Source organism: Arthrobacter sp. D5-1 (assembly GCF_017357425.1).
GTDB lineage: Bacteria > Actinomycetota > Actinomycetes > Actinomycetales > Micrococcaceae > Arthrobacter.
Genome location: NZ_CP014572.1, coordinates 150,440 through 169,163 on the forward strand (window position 1 = coordinate 150,440; position 18,724 = coordinate 169,163).

The 18,724-nt window shown below is 64.4% G+C and carries 23 protein-coding genes, 1 pseudogene and 1 riboswitch; of the genes and pseudogenes, 16 read left to right on the top strand and 8 right to left on the bottom strand.

The window, feature by feature from the left end; translation table 11 throughout:
- Positions 1-55 precede the first annotated feature (55 nt).
- A riboswitch (cyclic di-AMP (ydaO/yuaA leader) is annotated at positions 56-212 on the top strand.
- A 4-nt stretch (positions 213-216) separates the two neighbouring features.
- The 4 genes from AYX22_RS22700 (at position 217) to AYX22_RS22715 (ending at position 3,410) form a co-directional block, all read left to right on the top strand.
- Entirely contained in the window at positions 217-1,071 is an 855-nt protein-coding gene (locus tag AYX22_RS22700) for a LysM peptidoglycan-binding domain-containing protein (RefSeq protein ID WP_207597798.1), read from the top strand.
- A gap of 199 nt (positions 1,072-1,270) precedes the next feature.
- On the top strand, positions 1,271-2,005 hold the full coding sequence (locus tag AYX22_RS22705; protein WP_207597799.1) for a thioredoxin domain-containing protein: 735 nt from the start codon (positions 1,271-1,273) through the stop codon (positions 2,003-2,005).
- A complete protein-coding gene (locus AYX22_RS22710) occupies positions 2,005-2,874 on the top strand; it encodes a cytochrome c biogenesis CcdA family protein (protein WP_207597800.1) in 870 nt (289 codons plus the stop codon). The genes AYX22_RS22705 and AYX22_RS22710 overlap by 1 nt, the downstream gene beginning before the upstream one ends.
- Entirely contained in the window at positions 2,871-3,410 is a 540-nt protein-coding gene (locus AYX22_RS22715) for a hypothetical protein (protein WP_207597801.1), read from the top strand. The genes AYX22_RS22710 and AYX22_RS22715 overlap by 4 nt, the downstream gene beginning before the upstream one ends.
- Here AYX22_RS22715 and AYX22_RS22720 read toward each other — a convergent pair.
- Positions 3,407-4,186 carry a GntR family transcriptional regulator gene (locus AYX22_RS22720; protein ID WP_242703674.1) on the bottom strand — a complete coding sequence of 260 codons (780 nt, stop codon included), beginning with the start codon at positions 4,184-4,186 and terminating at the stop codon, positions 3,407-3,409. The two genes, AYX22_RS22715 and AYX22_RS22720, sit on opposite strands and share 4 nt — an antisense overlap.
- A gap of 123 nt (positions 4,187-4,309) precedes the next feature.
- On the opposite strand from AYX22_RS22720, the pseudogene AYX22_RS24270 reads away from it, so the two are divergent.
- Positions 4,310-4,582: pseudogene (locus AYX22_RS24270) on the top strand (peroxidase); the annotation flags it as partial.
- 108 nt (positions 4,583-4,690) lie between these two features.
- On the opposite strand, the gene AYX22_RS22730 reads toward AYX22_RS24270, so the two are convergent.
- Genes AYX22_RS22730 through AYX22_RS22745 form a run of 4 tightly spaced genes read right to left on the bottom strand, consistent with a single transcriptional unit; the run spans position 4,691 to position 7,051 of the window.
- Positions 4,691-5,902, bottom strand: a complete 1,212-nt coding sequence (locus AYX22_RS22730; RefSeq protein ID WP_207597802.1) for a PQQ-binding-like beta-propeller repeat protein — start codon at positions 5,900-5,902, stop codon at positions 4,691-4,693.
- Between the two features lie 59 nt (positions 5,903-5,961).
- Complete coding sequence (locus AYX22_RS22735; RefSeq protein ID WP_207597803.1) at positions 5,962-6,336, bottom strand: DsrE family protein; 375 nt, start codon at positions 6,334-6,336, stop codon at positions 5,962-5,964.
- An 8-nt stretch (positions 6,337-6,344) separates the two neighbouring features.
- Entirely contained in the window at positions 6,345-6,761 is a 417-nt protein-coding gene (locus tag AYX22_RS22740) for a DUF302 domain-containing protein (RefSeq protein ID WP_207597804.1), read from the bottom strand.
- Positions 6,762-6,793: 32 nt separating this feature from the next.
- Positions 6,794-7,051, bottom strand: a complete 258-nt coding sequence (locus AYX22_RS22745) for a metal-sensitive transcriptional regulator (RefSeq protein WP_207597805.1) — start codon at positions 7,049-7,051, stop codon at positions 6,794-6,796.
- A gap of 125 nt (positions 7,052-7,176) precedes the next feature.
- Between AYX22_RS22745 and AYX22_RS22750 the strand changes: the two genes are divergently transcribed.
- The 11 genes from AYX22_RS22750 (at position 7,177) to AYX22_RS22800 (ending at position 15,370) form a co-directional block, all read left to right on the top strand.
- Entirely contained in the window at positions 7,177-7,797 is a 621-nt protein-coding gene (locus AYX22_RS22750) for a rhodanese-like domain-containing protein (protein ID WP_207597806.1), read from the top strand.
- The gene (locus AYX22_RS22755; RefSeq protein ID WP_207597699.1) at positions 7,797-8,696 is read left to right on the top strand and encodes a sulfite exporter TauE/SafE family protein; all 900 of its coding nucleotides are present in this window, start codon (positions 7,797-7,799) and stop codon (positions 8,694-8,696) included. Before AYX22_RS22750 ends, AYX22_RS22755 begins: the two co-directional genes overlap by 1 nt.
- 25 nt (positions 8,697-8,721) lie before the next feature.
- Complete coding sequence (locus tag AYX22_RS22760; protein ID WP_207597700.1) at positions 8,722-9,063, top strand: rhodanese-like domain-containing protein; 342 nt, start codon at positions 8,722-8,724, stop codon at positions 9,061-9,063.
- A 27-nt stretch (positions 9,064-9,090) separates the two neighbouring features.
- Positions 9,091-9,387 carry a rhodanese-like domain-containing protein gene (locus AYX22_RS22765; RefSeq protein WP_207597701.1) on the top strand — a complete coding sequence of 99 codons (297 nt, stop codon included), beginning with the start codon at positions 9,091-9,093 and terminating at the stop codon, positions 9,385-9,387.
- Between the two features lie 57 nt (positions 9,388-9,444).
- Positions 9,445-9,807, top strand: coding sequence for a thioredoxin (gene trxA / locus AYX22_RS22770; protein ID WP_207597702.1), 363 nt, complete (start codon positions 9,445-9,447; stop codon positions 9,805-9,807).
- Positions 9,808-9,811: 4 nt separating this feature from the next.
- Entirely contained in the window at positions 9,812-10,222 is a 411-nt protein-coding gene (locus tag AYX22_RS22775; protein ID WP_207597703.1) for a rhodanese-like domain-containing protein, read from the top strand.
- A gap of 91 nt (positions 10,223-10,313) precedes the next feature.
- The gene (locus AYX22_RS22780) at positions 10,314-11,726 is read left to right on the top strand and encodes an MBL fold metallo-hydrolase (protein ID WP_207597704.1); all 1,413 of its coding nucleotides are present in this window, start codon (positions 10,314-10,316) and stop codon (positions 11,724-11,726) included.
- Between the two features lie 76 nt (positions 11,727-11,802).
- The gene (locus AYX22_RS22785) at positions 11,803-13,113 is read left to right on the top strand and encodes an MFS transporter (RefSeq protein WP_207597705.1); all 1,311 of its coding nucleotides are present in this window, start codon (positions 11,803-11,805) and stop codon (positions 13,111-13,113) included.
- A gap of 71 nt (positions 13,114-13,184) precedes the next feature.
- Positions 13,185-13,751 carry a DUF2243 domain-containing protein gene (locus AYX22_RS22790; RefSeq protein ID WP_207597706.1) on the top strand — a complete coding sequence of 189 codons (567 nt, stop codon included), beginning with the start codon at positions 13,185-13,187 and terminating at the stop codon, positions 13,749-13,751.
- The gene (locus tag AYX22_RS22795) at positions 13,748-14,569 is read left to right on the top strand and encodes a cytochrome c oxidase assembly protein (protein WP_207597707.1); all 822 of its coding nucleotides are present in this window, start codon (positions 13,748-13,750) and stop codon (positions 14,567-14,569) included. Before AYX22_RS22790 ends, AYX22_RS22795 begins: the two co-directional genes overlap by 4 nt.
- Before the next feature lie 234 nt (positions 14,570-14,803).
- Positions 14,804-15,370, top strand: coding sequence for a recombinase family protein (locus AYX22_RS22800; RefSeq protein ID WP_142940240.1), 567 nt, complete (start codon positions 14,804-14,806; stop codon positions 15,368-15,370).
- An 85-nt stretch (positions 15,371-15,455) separates the two neighbouring features.
- Here AYX22_RS22800 and AYX22_RS22805 read toward each other — a convergent pair whose 3' ends face one another.
- The 3 genes from AYX22_RS22805 to AYX22_RS22815 form a co-directional block, all read right to left on the bottom strand.
- On the bottom strand, positions 15,456-16,505 hold the full coding sequence (locus AYX22_RS22805) for a PDDEXK nuclease domain-containing protein (RefSeq protein WP_142940239.1): 1,050 nt from the start codon (positions 16,503-16,505) through the stop codon (positions 15,456-15,458).
- A gap of 83 nt (positions 16,506-16,588) precedes the next feature.
- Positions 16,589-17,830: a serine protease gene (locus tag AYX22_RS22810; protein ID WP_142940238.1), complete on the bottom strand. Its 1,242-nt coding sequence runs from the start codon at positions 17,828-17,830 to the stop codon at positions 16,589-16,591.
- Positions 17,831-18,288: 458 nt separating this feature from the next.
- Positions 18,289-18,723, bottom strand: coding sequence for a DUF4913 domain-containing protein (locus tag AYX22_RS22815; protein ID WP_142940237.1), 435 nt, complete (start codon positions 18,721-18,723; stop codon positions 18,289-18,291).
- Between the last annotated feature and the right edge of the window lies 1 nt (position 18,724).

Sequence of the window (18,724 nt, forward strand, 5' to 3'; positions counted from 1 at the left end):
GTGCCGCCCACCAGGTGCTGCACCCTTGGCCTGTTACCGAACCCTGCCGACCGCCAAGGCTCATAGACCAGAAACTCCGGCAGGGGCGGGGGAACCAAATTGCGGATTCGAAATTGAATCCTTGGGGTTAAGACGCCGGCATTTATGTCCGGTGGCCGGGTGACTCCCACCCGCATCCGACAGCTCACCTCGCAGGTATCGGGAGAGGTTAAAGCAATGTCAAAGAAAAACGCCCGCCACAGGGCCGCCACCAGCAGTACCCTGTCCACCATTTCACGCAGCGTCTCCAGCCACGGCGGGGCAGTGGGCCGCCAGGCCGCCCTCGTCGCCGTGGGGTCCGGGCTCGTGCTGAGCATGGCCGTCCCCGCCCACGCGGGAGCCACCGCCTCCGACCCGCAGGGGGGAACCGGTTCAGCCACCATTTCCTCCCCGGCAGGAATTCCAAGCCAGGCGGCTGCCCTGGGGGCAACCGTCCACACCGTGGTCGCCGGGGACACCTTAGGCCAGATAGCAGCGCTGCACGGCATCTCCCTGGATGCGATTCTGTCGCTGAACGGACTTCACATGGCTTCAATCATCTATCCGGGGGATGTCATAACACTCTCCGGGGCAGCGGGCAGCCCGGCCTCGGAACCGGCAGCTGTTCCGGCACCGAGCACGACCGCAGCATCCGCCGGTGCGCCGTACCAGCCTTCGACGCTAATGCCGGCGAGCGTCGATGGCGGACAGGGGGCACCGTCTTCGCTTAACGGAGCAATTCTGGCCGCGGCTCAAGCCCAGATGGGCGCCATCCAGGACTGCACGGTCCTGGGGGAAGTAGCCTTGCGATCGGCAGGGATCCAAGGGGTCGGCGATGAATCGCCCGAGTCTCTGATGGCCTACGCCACGCCGGTATCAACGCCGGAACCCGGCGACTTTATCTACTACGCCGACGGCGGAATGGGATTCTCGCATAACGCGGTCTACCTCGGTGACGGGCAGGCCATCCACAGTGGATGGAACGGCAACCAGACCGTCGTCTTCAGCGTGAACGTCGGCTCCGGCCCTTCCTACTACCGGGTGAACGCCTAGCTCCTGAAGTCCGCGGTGCGTGGCCCCACAGCCAGGCGCCGCGGACTTACAGCGCCTGATAACTGAGCTGAAATTTTCCCAGGCGCAGCAGGCGCGCCGTTCGGACCCGGCCTTTACACGCCGATGCCCGGACCCGTACCGTCAACAAGAAGAAATGTATAGACATTTAATAATTTTGTGGCCATTCTGAGGAGCCAGCATGCCATCGACTACTACCGGCACTTCTCGTAACCGACCCTGGACCATAGCGATTTCCGCCCTCGCGGTGGCAGTCCTGATCCTGCTGGTGGGGATCTTCGCGTATCAGGGAGGGGCATCCCAAGGGGCCAGCACCGGAGCGGCGGCCCAGGAATCCGCGGGTTCCGATAGCGCGCCGCTGGATATGTCCCGCAGGACAGCGGACGATCCGACGGCACTGGGCCCGGTTGATGCCCCGGTGGTGCTGGTCGAGTACGCAGACTACCGCTGCCCTTTCTGCGGGCTTTTCTCCCGCGATACCCTGCCGCCGTTGGTGGAAAAATACGTCAAGAGCGGTGACCTGCGCGTTGAATGGCGTGACCTGCCCGTTTTCGGCGAGCAGTCCACCATGGCTGCTGTCGCCGGCCGCGCAGCCGGGAACCAAGGCAAGTTCTGGGAGTTCAACAAGGCAGTTTTCGCCATCGCCCCCGAGCGGGGACATGCCGATCTTTCGCGGGAGCGTCTGGTGCAGATCGCACGAGAGGCCGGAGTGCCGGACGTGACGCAGTTCGAAGCGGACCTGAACTCCACGGAACTGCAGCAGGCCGTTGCCACAGATGCACAGGAAGCGGCATCCCTGGGTGCCACCGGAACACCTACGTTCCTGGTCAATGACACGCCCCTGGTCGGTGCGCAGCCCCTGGCAACCTTCGAAAAGGCCATACAAGCCGCGCTTAAAAAGGCAGAATCCCAGTAATGGTCATCGGATACGCAGGGGCCTTTCTGGGGGGTATCCTCACCCTGTTGAGCCCGTGCTCGGCGCTTTTACTGCCAGCCTTCTTCGCCTACGCATTTTCCACCAGAACCCGGCTTGTCGCGCGGACCGCCCTCTTCTATCTGGGCCTGCTTTCCACCCTGGTGCCGCTGGGGGTATTTGCCGGGACGCTCGGGTCTCTTGTGACACAGCACCGCGGGATCCTGGTCGCGTCAGGCGCCGGAGTTGTTATTGCCCTGGGCCTCGCCCAGGTCGCCGGGATCCGGATGCCGTCCATTCTCCGGAACAACGCCCGGGCAGGATCGTCCCGTCTTTCGGTCTTCGCACTCGGCGCTGTCTATGGCATCGCCGGGGTATGCACCGGGCCGATTCTGGGGTCCATCCTGACCGTGGCGGCAGTGGGCGGCAACGCCCTGTACGGGGGAATCCTCCTGGCGGTCTACGCGCTCGGGATGGCACTGCCCCTGTTTGCGCTGTCCCTGCTGTGGGACAGGCTCGGCATTTCGGGCCGCCGCTGGTTGCGGCCACCGCCGGTAACCATCGGCCGGTGGTCCAACTCCTGGGTCATGATCATCTCCGGCGCCCTCTCCATCGGCATCGGGGTCCTGCTGCTGGTCACAGACGGCACTGCCGGGCTCGGCGGAGTGCTCACCGTCACCGACCAGTTTCAGCTCGAATCCACCGTCAGCGGAGCAGCTTCCGGTGTTCCGAACACTGTCTTCGCGCTGCTGGCCGCGGCCATACTGGCAGTCGCTGCCGCCCTGTACTTCAAGAGCCAACGGAACGACCGTCCCGCCAGCAGCGACGCTGAGGCGACGTCAGAGGCAGCCATGAACAAGGAGAACCGATGAACCCCCGAGTGACTTTGACATCAGCTCTGACCCAATGGCCCGGCCGACGCTGGCAGGCCGCAGCCGTCGCCGCGGTGGCCACTTACGTGGTGGTGGCAGTACCCACCGACCTCATCGACACTCCCCTGTTCAGCCGCGAGGTCCCGCCCACCTGGTGGTCCTTCCCGGTCCTGGCTGTCACCGCCGTACTGACAGGACTGCTGCTGGCCACCTATGTTTCCCGCGATCCGGCCTCCGCTGACGAAAGCGACAACGAGCCGGGCCGCAAAGGCAAATTTGGGGCTGCAGGCGCCATCGTTTCCTTTTTTGCCGTGGGCTGCCCGGTCTGCAACAAGCTCGTGCTGCTGGCGCTGGGCACCTCCGGGGCCATGCAGTACTTCGAGCCGATCCAGCCGCTGCTGGCAGTCCTTTCCATTGCCCTGCTGCTGTGGGCGTTCGTCAAGAGGGCAACCTCCGAGGACCGCTGCCCGCTGCCGCGAAGCCAGGCGGCTGCGGCAGCAACGGTGGATCATGGGGGGAAGCAGCTCTCGCCCTAGTCCCGCCGGGGCGGGTTCGCTTTGCAGCCGAAGGCAGTCGCGATGGCCACGCGGTCGCCCAGGACATAGCTGCGCCGGAACTCGAGATTGCTGGCCCGGTGACAGCCGGTCCGCTCGATCAACAACAACGGGGCGCCCTCCGCACACCCGAGCAGAAGCGCCTGGGCGGGGCTGGCGAGGACCGCTGTGAGCTGCTCCGTGCCGCCGTCAAGGACCACGCCGCACCGCCGGTCGAGCTCCCCGTACAGGGACGCGTCACGGAAGTCGGCCTCAACCAGCTTCCCTGCGATGGCAGCAGGCAGCCAGACCTGGTCCAGGCCGATCGGTTCATCATCGGCAAGCCGGATCCGGGAGAGGTGGAAAAGTTCTGCATCCGCGGGAAGGGAAAGCTTTGCCGCCACCTCCGGGCTGGTCACCAGGTGCTGTTCCAGGACTACGCTGCCATGTCGCATGCCGGATTCGCGGATGGAGGCAAGGACGCTGTAGATCGGCCCGTAGGCCGTGCTTCTGCCAGCCACCACCGTCGGTTTCCGCCCGGGGTGCGCGGTGATGTGCCCGGCATCGCGCAGGGGCTTCAGCGCTGCCCGGATGGTGCCCCGGCTGACACCGTAGCGCTGGGCCAGTTCCAGTTCGCCGGGGAAGCCATCTACGAACTCTCCGGCCAGGACCTCCTGCAGGAGCTCGGCGCTGACGGTTTTCCACAGCGGGCTGCCACCTGCCCGCCCAGCGGCGCCTTCGGCGACGGATGCGACCGCTTGTCCCTGCTGATCCTTCACACCGCTCCCGACGGTTGGTTCCACAAAGCTGCTGGCATCTTGACGTTACTGCATGGGGGCTTCCCGGTACCCCGTCTTCACCCCAACGGGCCTGCCGTATCTGCGATTTTCATACCCCCGGAGGTACGCAGGGCACGGCCCGAGGACGATTCCCAGCGCATCTTCCGGCGCGCGTACAACTACGACGCCGCTCCGGGCGGGGGAGAAATCTCGGATTCAGGGCTGATCTTCGTGTCCTACCAGGCCGACGTCGAGAGGCAGTTCATCCCCATCCAGCGGCGGCTGGATGAGATGGACATGCTCAACCAGTGGACGACGCCGGTCGGGTCGGCTGTTTTTGCCATTCCCCCGGGGAGCCGCGAGGGCGGTTTCATTGGCGAGGGCCTGTTCGCCTGACCCGGCGGCGCGGGTCACGCACCATCCATCGAGTCTCATCGGAAGGATGCTGCGTGGCCGCGCGCCGAATCAGCGCGCGGCTACGTGCAGCACTGGGTCAGGGCGTGCTCATGGTTCGGGTTTCGCGAGCACATATCCGGTGCTGCTTTCGCGGGTGGGAAAGAGTGCTGAGCCATCGGCCAATACGGCCTCGGGAAGGACAAACTGCCCGGATTCAAGGACCGCACCGGATTCAAGATCCATCCTGGCCGACGTGCCGTCAAGCCGCGCATACACCGCTCCGTGCCCGGCGGCGAAAACCTCGGCATCCTTGGCGGCTTTGCTCCAGAGCAGCCCCGTACCAGGGCGCACGGCCTGGAGAACATGATCGCCGCTTGCCTGCCGGGCAGTGAACAGCACCGTTCCGGTTGCTCCATCAACCCTGGCGATGCCCGCCGGCGTCCCGGATGCCTGGGCCAGTTCTTTCCCGGTTTGGAGGTCGTAAACCACCGGGACGCTGGAGTCTCCGCCCGCCGTCCACTCAAGAACCACCACGCCGCCGCTCGAGGGGCCGTAGCTTCCCCGGAACACCACGTGCGCTTCCGGGTCCGCCGCGGGCGGCCGGCGAAGGTCGCTGGAGCTCCACAACAGCCGGCCGGAGCCGGCGTCGATGGCAGTCAGTGCCGGACCGTCGCCGAGCAGAACGGTGCCGTGATGCTCGTACAGCGCTGTTCCCGGCCGGGCGTTGAGGTCCACCACTGCCCCGGTATCGGCATCGAGCACTGTGCCTGGCGCTTTCTCAGCGGTGAGTCCCTTGGGGGTGTTGGCGAAGATCAGTCCGCCGGTGGAGGGACCTGGCACTTCTGTGGGACCCCAAAGTGTTTCACCGTCATCAACGGCGAATGCCGTTGCCACCGTGACGCTGACGGGACCCTTCCCGTCGGTACGAGCGTCCGAATCAAGGATGACAATGGAAGGTTCACCGTTCACAGAAGTCAGTACGGTCCCCACGCAGGAGGGGTTCGTGTCGATCCTCCATCGTGTGCCGGAGGAATTAAAGCCGTAGAAACTCAAGTTCTCCCTGCCGGCGGCAGGAAAGACGGAGCCGGTGAAGGCCGAGCCGCTCCCCTGGGGAGCGCTGTCCACGGACACAGTACTGACGGGGCGGAACCCGGGAAAGTAGCCATCCCCTCCGGCACTGGAAACCGCCCGGGTCAGCGGATCCCCCACCTCCACCTGCCGGGCGCCGGCGCCGGAACCGCCGCCGGAGCACGCGCTCAACAGCAGCAGCGCGGGGGCGGACAGGGCAATCACCATCACCCATGAGCAATGTTTATACATTTGATGGCAGGCTACCACGCCGGGCAGGCCCCCAGGCTGGCGGACGTCAGGGGCCGGCGCTACAGCCTGACGTAGGCCCAGCCATCCCATTGGCGCCAGGCCAGATGGGCGATGGCTGCGGGAACCGTGCCCACGCCCGGGGCGAGGTCTATGTCTTCCATGCCTGCCGAGCGCATGCTGTTGCCGCAGGCGAGGATGCCCACGTCCAGTTCTCCGGCGTTGGTGATGGCTTCAGTGGCGGGTGAACTTTTGGCGAGGAGCTTGACACCGGGCCCCTGGATTACCACTTCAATGCCAGGTCCCTGGCCGAGTGCGGCGCGGGCGTTGGCGGCACTGCGCAGGACACCGGCCAAGGCATCCTGCTCGAGCGGGCCGGCTGAGTGGATCAGCAAGCCGGGTCGGGCCTGCTCAGTCTCTGGAACCGTTGTTTCCATGGACATCTTTACTTCGCCGCTTCGCCCAAGTCGGTGAGGGCTTTCCGGAGGCGGGTCCCGGCGTCGTCGGCTACTTCTTTGACTGACGGGGAGGCGCTGAGCTGGACCATGGTCTGGGGGTCGATGGCTTCCACCGTGGTCAGCTCTGCATCCTTGTTCCGGCGCACCACGACATTGCACGGCAGCAGCGCACCGATTTCTGGTTCGGCGGCGAGGGCGCGGCTGGCAAGGGCGGGGTTGCAGGCGCCGAGGATGACGTAGTCGCCGACAGCGTCCGCGGCTTCGGCGCCAAGCTTGGCTTCGAAGGTGGAGCGGACGTTGATCTCGGTGAGGATTCCGAACCCCTGGGCTGCCAGGGCGTCCCGGGTGCGGTCCAGGGCTTCAGCCCACGGAAGGTCGACGGTGGCGGTGAGAGTGTATGTCATGGTTCTCCTCGAAGGCTCGAAAGTCGGACGGGTCAGGCGAGGGAGAGGAAAAGCTTTTCCAGGTCCTTCTTGTCCATGCTTGCATCCTTCTGGACGATGCACTGCTCCAGGCCGGTGGCGATGATGGCGAACCCGGCCCGGTCGAGCGCCTTGGACACGGCCGCGAGCTGGGTGACCACGTCCTTGCAGTCCCGGCCTTCTTCAAGCATGCGGGTGACAGCGGCCAGCTGACCCTGGGCGCGCTTGAGCCGGTTGATGACAGGGGTCAGTTCTGAGGCGTTCAGTTCCAAGGGTTTCTCCAAATATCGGGGGCTTACATCAATTCTATACCCCCTAGGGTGTTTTGACTACCCCCAGGGGTATCTGTAATACTCGGTGGGGTAGCCACCCTTCCCCCCCTTCCGAGAGGCCAACCATGACTTCCCCTTCCACGGCACCCGCTGTTACCGCCCTTGCTCCTGAGACCCTCCAGTCCTGGTTCAAAGAGCACCAGGACCTCGTGGTGATCGACGTGCGGTCCGCCGCTGAGTTCGAGTCCCTGCACATCCGCGGCTCTTACAACGTGCCGCTGCCGCTTTTGTCCGAGCACACCGATGAGCTCGCCACCCGGCTGGGTTCCCGCGTGGTCCTGGTCTGCCAGTCCGGCGTTCGCGCCGAGCAGGCCCGGCAGCGCCTTGCCAAGGCCGGGATCGACACCGCCTACGTCCTGACCGGCGGCGCGCCCGGTTTCGCCGCTGCCGGCGGTGACGTGGTCAAGGGCAAGGACCGCTGGGACCTGGAGCGGCAGGTCCGCCTCGTGGCCGGGTCCCTGGTGGTCCTGGGACTGGCCGGCGGCAAGTTCATCTCCCCGAAGATCCGGACGCTTGCCGGGGTCATCGGCACGGGCCTGACGTTCTCAGCGGCCACCAACACCTGCGCCATGGGCCAGGCCATCTCGGCCATGCCATGGAACAAGGCTGCCCAGGAGCCCACCCGCGAAAGCGCCATCCTGACCCTGCCTGGTGACGCCAGCAAGAGCCCGGAAGCCGCAGCCTAATGACCACCACCCTGATCCTCGTTCTGGCCCTGTCGGTGGTCATCGGACTCTCGCTCGGCGTCCTGGGCGGCGGCGGCTCCATCCTGACCGTCCCGATCCTGGTCTACGTGGCAGGGTTTGAGGCCAAGGAAGCCATCGCAGCCTCGCTCTTCGTCGTCGGCGTCACCTCCGCGGTCAGCGTGTTCAGCCACGCCCGCGGGGGCAGGGTGATGTGGCGGACCGGGCTGATCTTCGGCGCGGCCGGCATGGCCGGTGCGTTCGTCGGCGGACTGCTCGGCGGGCATATCCCGGGCCAGATCCTGCTGATCGCCTTCGCCGTCATGATGGTGGCCACGTCCGTGGCCATGCTCCGCGGGCGGAGGAAGAAGAACGACGACGGCGCGGCGCCGGTCAAGCACGAACTTCCCCTTGGCAGGGTGCTGCTGGACGGCGCCGTCGTCGGGCTCGTGACCGGACTGGTAGGCGCGGGCGGCGGATTCCTCGTGGTCCCGGCCCTGGCACTCCTGGGCGGCCTGCCGATGTCCGTGGCCGTGGGCACTTCCCTGGTGGTCATCGCCATGAAGTCCTTCGCAGGGCTCGCCGGATACCTCACCACCGTCCAGCTTGACTGGGGCATCACCCTCGGCGTGACCGCCGCAGCCATCGTCGGCACACTCGCCGGGTCCAAGCTCGCCGGCCGCATCCCGGAAGCGGCCCTGCGCAAGGCCTTCGGCTGGTTTGTCCTGGCCATGGGAACCTTTGTCCTCATCCAGCAGGCACCGGCCGACCTCCGATGGTTCATCGCCGCCGGAATCGCAGCCCTCACCGCGGCCACCGCCGGCATCTGCTGGTTCTTCATCAGCTCCTGCCCCCTGCGCAACCGCACCGGCCGGCGCAGCGACATGCCCTCACCAGTCTGAACAGCCACCAACCAAGGAGAACATCATGGGCCTCATCAGCTCTCTGAAAAAAGCCTTCAGCAAGCCCTACACAACGGTCTCAGTAGCTGAGGCCAAGGACCTTCTGTCTTCAGGTGCCGCGCTGATTGATGTCCGCTCAGCCCAGGAATGGCGCTCCGGACGGGCTCCCCAGGCCAAGCATGTGCCGCTGGACCGGCTGCAGACCAGCACCGCCGGAATCAACAAGAACAAGCCCGTGATCGCCGTCTGCGCCTCCGGGGTCCGCTCCGCATCAGCGGCACGGCTCCTCGCTTCCCAGGGGTACCAGGCCTACTCCCTGCGCGGCGGCATGGGCGCCTGGCGCGCAGCCGGCGAACCCGTCCGCTAACAACCATCACATCCGAAGGAGAACCCAATGGCTGAAATCACCGTCACCGAAGCCGACCAGCGGCGCACCAGCGCCCGTATCCTCGATGTCCGTGAGGACTTCGAGGTCGAGGAAGGCATGATCCCCGGCGCCCTGCACATCCCCATGGGCCAGCTGCAGGCACGCCTGTCCGAACTGGACCCCGCCGTGCCCGTCATCGCGGTCTGCCGCAGCGGCAACCGCAGCGCCAAGGTCGCTGATGCCCTCAACGGTGCCGGCTTCACCGCGGACACCATGGCCGGCGGCATGATCGCCTGGACCCGCGCCGGCCTTCCCACCACATAGCACCTCCGGTTCCGCCACCCTCCACCCAGCCAACTCCCGAAAGGAACATGAAAGACGATGGCAACCATTGACCTCACCGAACAGAGCTTCGCCGAGACCCTGGAGAGCAACGAGATCGTCTTCGTTGACTTCTGGGCAGCCTGGTGTGGCCCGTGCCGCATGTTCGCCCCCACCTACGGAGCGGCCGCGGAACGGCACCCGGACATTACCTTCGCCAAGGTGGACACCGAAGCCGAACAAGCCCTGGCTGCAGCGGCGAGCATCACCTCCATCCCCACCCTCATGGCCTTCAAGGACAAGACCCTGGTCTTCTCCCAGCCCGGAGCCCTCAACGCCACCGGCCTCGAAGAAGTCATCCAAGCCGTCAAGAACGTCGACATGAATGAGCTCCGCGCCCAGGCCGGACCCCAGAACGCCTGATGCGATGCCAGGCGACCATGCGTACCGCACTGTCACGGCACACGAACTCGCCACGGTGTGGCCGCGAGCCACGCTGGTGGACGTCCGGAGCCGGGAAGAGCATGCCACCGCATACGTCCCCGGGAGCCTGAACATTCCCTTGGGCGAATTAACCTCCCGGCTCGCAGACCTGCCCGGCGGCACGCTTTACCTCATGTGCGGGTCAGGAAAACGCAGCAGCCAGGCCGCGCGGATCCTTACCGACCGCGGATACACCACCGCGAACGTGGCCGGTGGGATCACCGAGTGGTACCGGGCAGGCCACCCGGTCGCCTATCAACCCATCCCGGAAAACCCGTCACGGCAACAACCTGGCCATGCCCCGGCAGGCCTGCGCAGTCTCCTGCACAAGCTGTTCCACAGAAATACGGCCTAGGCCGCAGTTCACTTGCGTGATACCCCCCGGGGTATCTATACTGGACTCAGAACAAACCTCCAGACCCCTTTCAACCAAAGGAGAGCACCAGATGCTTATCGAGCGCATTTACGATGAAGACCTCGCCCAGGCCAGCTACCTGATTGGCTGCCAGGCCAACGGCACCGCCGTTGTTGTGGACGGCCGCCGCGACATCGCGGTCTACCAGGAGCTGGCGGAGAAGAACGGCATGAAGATCATCGCCGTCACCGAAACCCACATCCACGCCGACTACCTCTCCGGCACCCGCGAACTCGCCGCCGCCACCGGCGCGAAGATCTACGTCTCCGGCGAGGGCGGGCCGGACTGGCAGTACGAATTCGACGGCGAACGCCTCTACGACGGCGACACAATCACCATCGGCAACATCAGCATCAAGGCCCTCCACACCCCGGGCCACACCCCCGAGCACCTGTCCTTCCTGGTCACCGACGGCGCGTTCAGCGACCAGCCCGGTTACCTGCTCTCGGGTGACTTCGTCTTCTCCGGAGACCTTGGCCGGCCGGACCTGCTGGACGAGGCAGCCGGCGGCATCGACACCCGCTTCGAGGGCGCCAAGCAGCTCTTCGCCAGCCTGCGGGATAAGTTCCTCACCCTGCCGGACTACGTCCAGGTCCACCCCGCCCACGGCGCAGGCAGTGCCTGCGGCAAGGCACTCGGCGCCATCCCCTCCTCCACAGTCGGCTACGAACGCCTCTACGCCTGGTGGGGCCCCTACCTCGCCGCCAACGACGAGCAGGGCTTCATTACCGAACTCCTCGACGGCCAGCCCGACGCCCACGCCTACTTCGGCCGGATGAAGCGCGAAAATCGGGAAGGCCCCGCCGTCATTGGAGAACGCGCTCCGCTCAAGGAACTGGACACCGCCGACGTCGCAAAGGACCTGGCGGCGAACAAAGTCACGTTCATCGACACCCGCCCCAACAGCGAGGTCCATGAAGGCACGGTAGCCCGTTCCCTGAACGTACCGGCCGGGAAGTCTGTGGCCAGCTACGGCGCCTGGGTAGTGAACCCCGAGACCGACAAGAACCCGCTGGTGCTGCTCGCAGCAGATCAGGAACAGGCCATGGACATGTGGGACCACCTGGTACGGGTCGGCATCGACAACGTCGCCGGTTACGTCACCAGCATCGAAGGGCTCCCCATGACCACCCCGAAGCTGATCCAGCCGGAAGAGCTGCAGGGCTTTGACGCCGCCATGGTCGTGGACGTCCGCAACCGCAGCGAACACATCGCCGGGAACATCCCCGGCTCCTACCAGCTCAGCGGCGGACGTGTCATGTGGCACCTGGACAAGCTTCCCGCCGAGGGCACCATCGTGACCTACTGCCAGTCCGGCGTCCGGAACTCGGTCGCGGCAAGCGCCCTGCGCCGGGCCGGGTACGACGTCGTCGAACTCGACGGCAGCTACGCAGCCTGGGACGCCTTCCAGCAGACCCGACAGAACGCCGTCTCAGCAAAGTAACCCCTAAGACCGCCCGGGCAGGACCCCCTCCTGCCCGGGCGCCTTTATGTCTCCGGCACGAATGGAGTACCCCAGCATGGCCAGAACAAAGGCGGGAAGCACCCTGGACTCCGGCGCTGTCGCTCTGGGCCTGCGACAGAACCTGGCACAGTTCATGCTGCTGGTGGCAGTCAACGCCCTGGTGGGCGGCACGCTGGGCCAGGAGCGCACCGTGCTGCCGCTGCTTGCGGACCAAGTCTTTGGCGTGGGCCAGTACACGGCCGCCCTGACGTACATTGCGGCGTTCGGGCTGGCCAAAGCCGCCACCAACTACTTCGCCGGAACCTTCTCGGACCGCTACGGCCGCAAACCCGTCCTGGTCGCTGGTTGGCTCATCGCCCTCCCCGTGCCGCTGCTGCTGATCTTCGCCCCTTCCTGGGGGTGGATCGTCGCGGCCAACGTCGTCCTGGGCGTCAGCCAGGGCCTGACCTGGTCCACCACAGTCATGATGAAAATGGATCTCGTCGGTCCCGAACGCCGCGGCCTGGCCATGGGACTGAACGAAGCCGCCGGCTACCTCGGCGTTGCAGGCACTGCGCTGGCCACCGGCTACATCGCCTCTACCTACGGTCTGCGTCCCGGGCCCTTCCTCCTCGGTGCCGCATTCATCGCCGTCGGCCTCGGACTGTCCGTCCTGACCGTCCGGGAAACTCACCACCATGCCAAAGCTGAAGCTGCTACCCATGTCCCGGTCCACGCCGGCAGCCATGCGGGGCTAAGCAACCGGGACGTCTTCACCCTGACCAGCTTCCGCGACAAATCCCTGTCCTCCGTCAGCCAGGCCGGCCTGGTCAATAACCTCAACGACGGCCTGGCCTGGGGCCTGTTCCCCGTCCTGTTCGCCGCAGCAGGGCTCAGCGTCGAACGCATCGGAATCCTCGCCGCCGTCTACCCTGCGGTCTGGGGCGCCGGGCAACTGATCACCGGCCCCCTTTCAGACCGGATCGGCCGCAAACCACTCATCGCCGGAGGCATGCTCGTTCAAGCCCTGGCCCTGACCCTGATCGCCGCGGGAGAAGACTTCGGAACCTGGCTCGCCGCCGTCATCCTGCTCGGCGCCGGAACGGCCATGGTCTACCCCACACTGCTCGCCGCCATCGGTGACGTAGCCCACCCTGCCTGGCGGGCCCGCTCGGTCGGGATCTACCGGCTCTGGCGCGACGGGGGCTTCGCAGCCGGCGCCCTGCTCTCCGGCCTCATCGCCGATGTCTACGGCATCCCGGCCGCCGTCACAGCAGTCGCTGCCCTCACCGCCGCCTCAGGGGTCCTGGTCGCCCTCAGGATGCGCGGAACCGACCACAACATTTCCGCAGGTCAGGCCGACGAAGGCGTGGACGCCGAAAGATAGTAAGCATACTGTGTAAATAAAGAATGCGAACCCGAAGCCTATGGAACCCCGGTGAGGAGAACGGAGCAGCCATGACCAACCCAGCGGAAACTAACGGCAGGAGCCAGGGCACTGCGCCCAAGGCGATCACCCTGCCCGGGATCATTCTCGGGGTCGGGCTTGGCGGGTTCGTTGACGGGATCCTGCTGCACCAGATCCTGCAATGGCACCACATGCTCTCCAGCTCCGAAACCGCGAACGTCGACATAGGCGCATACCCGGTCACCACCGTCCACGGGCTCCAGATGAACACCCTTTGGGACGGGTTCTTCCACACCATCACCTGGCTCGCAGTACTCATCGGGCTCGGCATCCTGTACTCCCGGATTACAGAATCACGGGGGCGGATCTGGGCCTCGAAAGTCCTGTGGGGCTGGGTACTGGTCGGATGGGGGATCTTCAACATCGCCGAAGGCATCTTGGACCATCACCTGCTCGGCATCCACCACGTCGTCACAGGTGAGTTCCAGACCCTGGCGGACATCCTGTTCCTGATCTTCGGGGCCCTCCTGATCGCCGGCGGATGGGCGCTGCAGCGCACCGGCCAGGTCCTGGACCTGACCGCGGATGACCGGCGGTCGGCTGCCGACAGCCGATGACGGCCGTCCACGACGCCCACGCCCATCAGGGCACGGGGGCACTCGAGGCAGGGGTTCCGCTGGTCCTGCTCGCCGTCCTCGTCCTGGGATACGTGGTCCTCGCCTACGCCCGGAGCACCGAGCCGCGCGGCTGGAACCCCTGGCGCACCACCGCATTCGTCACCGGCGCAGCGCTCCTCGCCCTGGGCCTGATGCCACAAACCGCCCCGTACCCGGAAGGCAGCCTGCCCTCCCACATGTACCAGCACCTGCTGATCGGCATGTACGCCCCGATCGGACTCGTCCTGGGGGCGCCGGTCACCCTGCTGCTCCGCTCCCTGCCACGCCGGACCGGTAAAACCATCGGCCGGGCACTCAGGTCTCGTCCGCTGCACCTCCTCGCCCACCCGGTAACCGCACTCATCCTGAACATCGGAGGCCTCGCAACCCTGTACTTCACCCCGCTCTACACCGCAACAACGCAGGCGCCGGGCCTGCACTGGCTCATCCACGTGCACTTCCTGCTCGCCGGATACCTCTTCGCCTGGGTCATCGCCGGGCCCGACCCCGCACCCCGACGGCCCACAGTCCCGGCCAGACTCGTCATCCTCGGCGTGGCGATCGCCGCGCACGCCATCATTTCCCAGCTGCTCTACGCCGGCCTGTACGTGCAGGTCACCACCACTGCCGCCGAACTGCGCCAGGCGGGAGAGCTGATGTACTACGCCGGAGACATCGCCGAACTGATCCTGGCCTTCGCCATGGTCACCGCCTGGCGTCCCAGCCCAACCGGCAAGCATCCACGAAACCGGCAAGAAACCGTACCGGGAACGGCCTGACGCAGCCACCGGCTGCGTTCTTACCCCGGGCTGCCAGCGCTCATGCGCCCCATGTGCGGGCAGCGTCCTGCACCCTTGGAGCGCCGCTGGACGCGAGTTTGTCCAGTTGGTGCACACCCCAATCTGACGTCAGACGGCTGGCTTATACTCGTCAGAATAGGCTACGGTTCCGCTTTTCTTGACACTCGGTGTGGAGGTTCTTAGATTCAAACCTGACACGGAGTAGGAGATGCCATGGCTGGACAGCGAATCGGGTATGTACGAGTCAGCACCTTGGACCAGAATGAACAACGCCAGCTCGATGGAGCGGTTCTCGACAGGATCTTCCTTGATAAGGCCTCGGGCAAGGACACCGCCCGCCCTGCGCTGACAGAAATGTTGCGCTTCGCCCGTGAGGGAGACACTGTTGTAGTGCACAGCATGGACCGGCTGGCACGGAATCTGGATGACCTGCGTTCCGTAGTCAAAGCGCTCACCGGAAAAGGCGTGCAGGTGGAGTTCGTCAGGGAGCACCTGCTCTTCAGTGGCGAGGACTCCCCTATGGCGAATCTCATGCTCTCGGTCATGGGGGCCTTCGCTGAATTTGAACGCTCCCTGATCAAGGAACGCCAGCGAGAAGGCATTGCCTTAGCCAAGCAGCGAGGTGCCTACCGCGGGCGCAAAAAGACGCTTACACCCGAGCGGGCCACCGAGCTGGCGCAGAGGGCAGCCGATGGAACACCTAAATCGGTCCTCGCGAAGGACTATGGAATCAGCCGGGAAACGGTGTATCAATACCTCCGCCAGGCCGACCGTTCCTGATCTGCCATCCGTTTCTGACTGCTGACGTACGCAGACTACTACCCAACATATGGGTGCTTATCGGCGTTGCGGGCGTTCGGAAAGCTCAGTCTTCTGGTTCTATGCCGGGTTCGGCCCATTCGAGTGCTGCCACGACGTGGCCTTCATTGGGCAGGACACGCTTCTCGTCTGCCGGGAGTTTGTCGTAGGTGTAGGCAGCGACCGCCATCGGTGAGGTTGAGCGGCCGAGGCTGTAGCGTACGCTGCGTTCGTTCTTGGCGCCGCAGATGAGAATGCCGATTGTTTCGTTGTGGTGCTCGCGGCGGAGCATGTCATCGACGAGGGCGACGTAGAAGTTAAGTTTGCCGGCGAACTCTGGCTGAAACTTCCCTGTCTTGAGTTCGATGACGACGTATCTGTTCTGGTCCATGTGGAAGAACAGCATGTCGACGTAGTAGTCGTCGCCGTCGACGTCGAAGTGGACTTGCCGCCCAACGAAAGCGAATCCTGGTCCGAGTTCGCGCAGGGTTTCGGTGATTCGACTGGTCAGAGCCAGTTCCAGTTCGCGTTCAGCGACCTCCCCCGACAAGCCCAAAAATTCGAAGTTGTAAGGGTCCTTCGCGATTTGTTGGGCAAGCTCGGTGTCTTGCGCAACAAGCTGTTGCGCGAAGTTGGACGGAGCTGCACCGGTCCTTTCAAGGGTTCGGTTCATGATCATGTTCAGCAGGACATTCCTGGACCACCCGTATTGGACGGCTGCTGCAGCGTACGAATTACGTTTTTCCTGTGTGTCCACCTTGTCCAGCAGGACAGTGACGTGGCCCCACGGCAATTGCGCAACAGCTTGTTGCGCAATTGGTCCGCCTTGCCAGGCTCCGGCGAACGTGGTCATGTACTGGATGTTGCGCGGCGAAAGGCCTTTCATCTCCGGGAACTCTCTGCGCAAGTCCTCGGACAGCTTCTTGATAACTCCGCTCCCCCAGCCCTGCTGTTCCTGCTGCCGCCGGACGCCCTGGCCGATCGTCCAATACAGCTCGATCAGCTGGGTGTTAATGGTTCGGAGCGCCGTCGTCCTGGCTGCCTTGACGGTCGCTTTTAGGTCCTCGAGCAGTTCCACGTAGCCAGCGGGCAGGTCCAGTTCGCGCGAGTCTGTCATCATTCCACCCTAATGCGAGCCACCGACAGGCACGGTGGACTCAATTGTCCAGACGCTGTCTGGACAATTGAGCCTACGGGTTTCTAGCAGGCGGTTGGGTCGCCGAAAGGCAGGGAGGTGCCGGCGATGAGCCAATGTGTTCCGTCCCAGTGCATTGAGTACCGGATCTTCCAGTTCGAACATGTTTGGCCGGTCCCGCGGTAGGCATCGGCCGCGTTCTGGATGGTCTGAAGATTCACATCGGCGTTCAGATCGTCGGCTGACGGCGTGCCGGTGACATCAATGACCTCAGCTTTCGTCCAGTAGGAGGAACCGAGGTCCTTGCTCCATGTCGAGGCGTCCCCGAAAGTGGCCTGCAGCTCGGGCGTGAGGAGTTTGAAGGCTGCTGTGTAGGCGGCTCGATTGATGCCTTGACCGTGAAGGAGCAGGCTTTGGCCTACGCTGCGGGCTTGGTCATGGTCTGCCGAGACGGTAAAGGGAAAGAATCCGGAACCTGGCGCCGGAGCGTTTCCGCAATCCTTGAACGCCACAGGGGTGGACCTGGATTTCCACTCGTTGACGGCCGCGGCAACACGGGGTGCGGTTACCGCGTAGGCGATGCCTTCGGCCCTGGTGTACTCATCAAATTCGATGGTTACAACAATGCCGGCTACCTGGCCGTCTTGGGTGATGAGTGGTCCTCCGCTGTTGCCATGGTTGATAGCAGTGTCTGTTTGGATCAGGTTTCGGAGAACCCGGTCCCCTATGTCCTGTTCGGTGTCGAGGGCGCTGACTGTTCCTTTGGTGAAGGTGAACGGGCGGCTCAACGGGAACCCCAGGGCTGCTACATCGGTCCCGACCGGGGGCTCGCTGCTTCTGAGCTGAAACTGATGGCCTTGGATCGGCCGGTCGGTTCTGACAAGAGCGATATCCGCTACATCATTCGTGCCAACAACGGTGGCATTCACCGATGTTCTCCCGAAGGCTACGCTGATCGAGGTAGCATCCTGGACAACGTGCGCTGCAGTAACCACCAAGTCAGGTTCGATAAGAAAACCAGTTCCTGTACGCCAGGATTCACACGTCGTGACAGAGAGCTGGCCCACGCCGGGCTGGACATCAGCAACGACATCAGGCCATGCACTCGGTGACGGGGCGGCGCTTGTGCTTGTCGCTGCTGCGGTGGTCGGTGCGCTTTCGGTGGGCGGAGTGGGTTGAACGGTGCTTGTCGGCGGCGATGTCTGCGGGGACGTGCCGGATCCGTTAGTGCAGCCTGTAGCCCAAAGACATAGGCTCAAGGACGTGACAACCGTGCAACGGATGAAGGGGTTTGGTTTGTTGCTCATCAACTACCTCCCAAGGCTGAGAAGAACAGCTGCCCGAGCGACCCCTCTGTTGTGTCCGCTCCTGCAACTGCCCACAATAAATATGAGTCGGGTAAGCCGCCGTCAGATGCGCTTGATCATGGAGGGAAACGGGAGACCTTTCCCATGATTCAAACCAACGGCCGTTTACTCGACTCGTGTCCCAGCAAGCACATCGTAACCCCGAGGGATCCTGTCTATCTGGAAAAGCTTTCCTGGCGGGCGAGTCGACAGCAGGGCCGCAACAGGATCTTTCCCTGGTAGCCGGTGACCGGCAGCAGCGTCCCATGCCCCCCTGCGACTTCAATTTTTGCCGTCATAGTCCAAAGTTCCTTGGACGATTGCTTCGGCCAATGTGCCGCAGCTTGTGGCACTATGGGCTTCGCATCACTTCCTTGTCCTGACGGGATGCTCATCTTCCAGCGATGGAGCTTTGAGGGTTATGGCTGGGTCGTTCTGACGTCGGGAAACCAGCCGTGGGGTGCTTTGCGGGGTTCGAGGTGTTCGGGGTCTCGGTGTTCTTTCATGTCGCAGTTGTAGAAGGGTCCCTGCGGGTCCAGAAGGACGCGCATGTGGTGATCTGCATGATCCCTCCACCAGACACTCATACCGGTCGCTGGATCCAGGCGCAGGTGCTCCCATGAACGCCACAGAGCCGCTACACGGGAGACGGCTTCCGGGTGGAAATACCAGTCGATGCACCACTTGGCGGACTTTCCCGTGACGCTGCGGACATAGGTGGGTAGCAGCTGCTCATGGAGGAATTCTTCGGCTGAGCCGTAGACGAGCTCCGGTTCTTTCTCCGCGCTCTGGTCAGCTGCAGCTGCAGCCGGGGCCGGTGTGTCCGTGTCGTAGAGGTCAAAATCAGTTGCCACG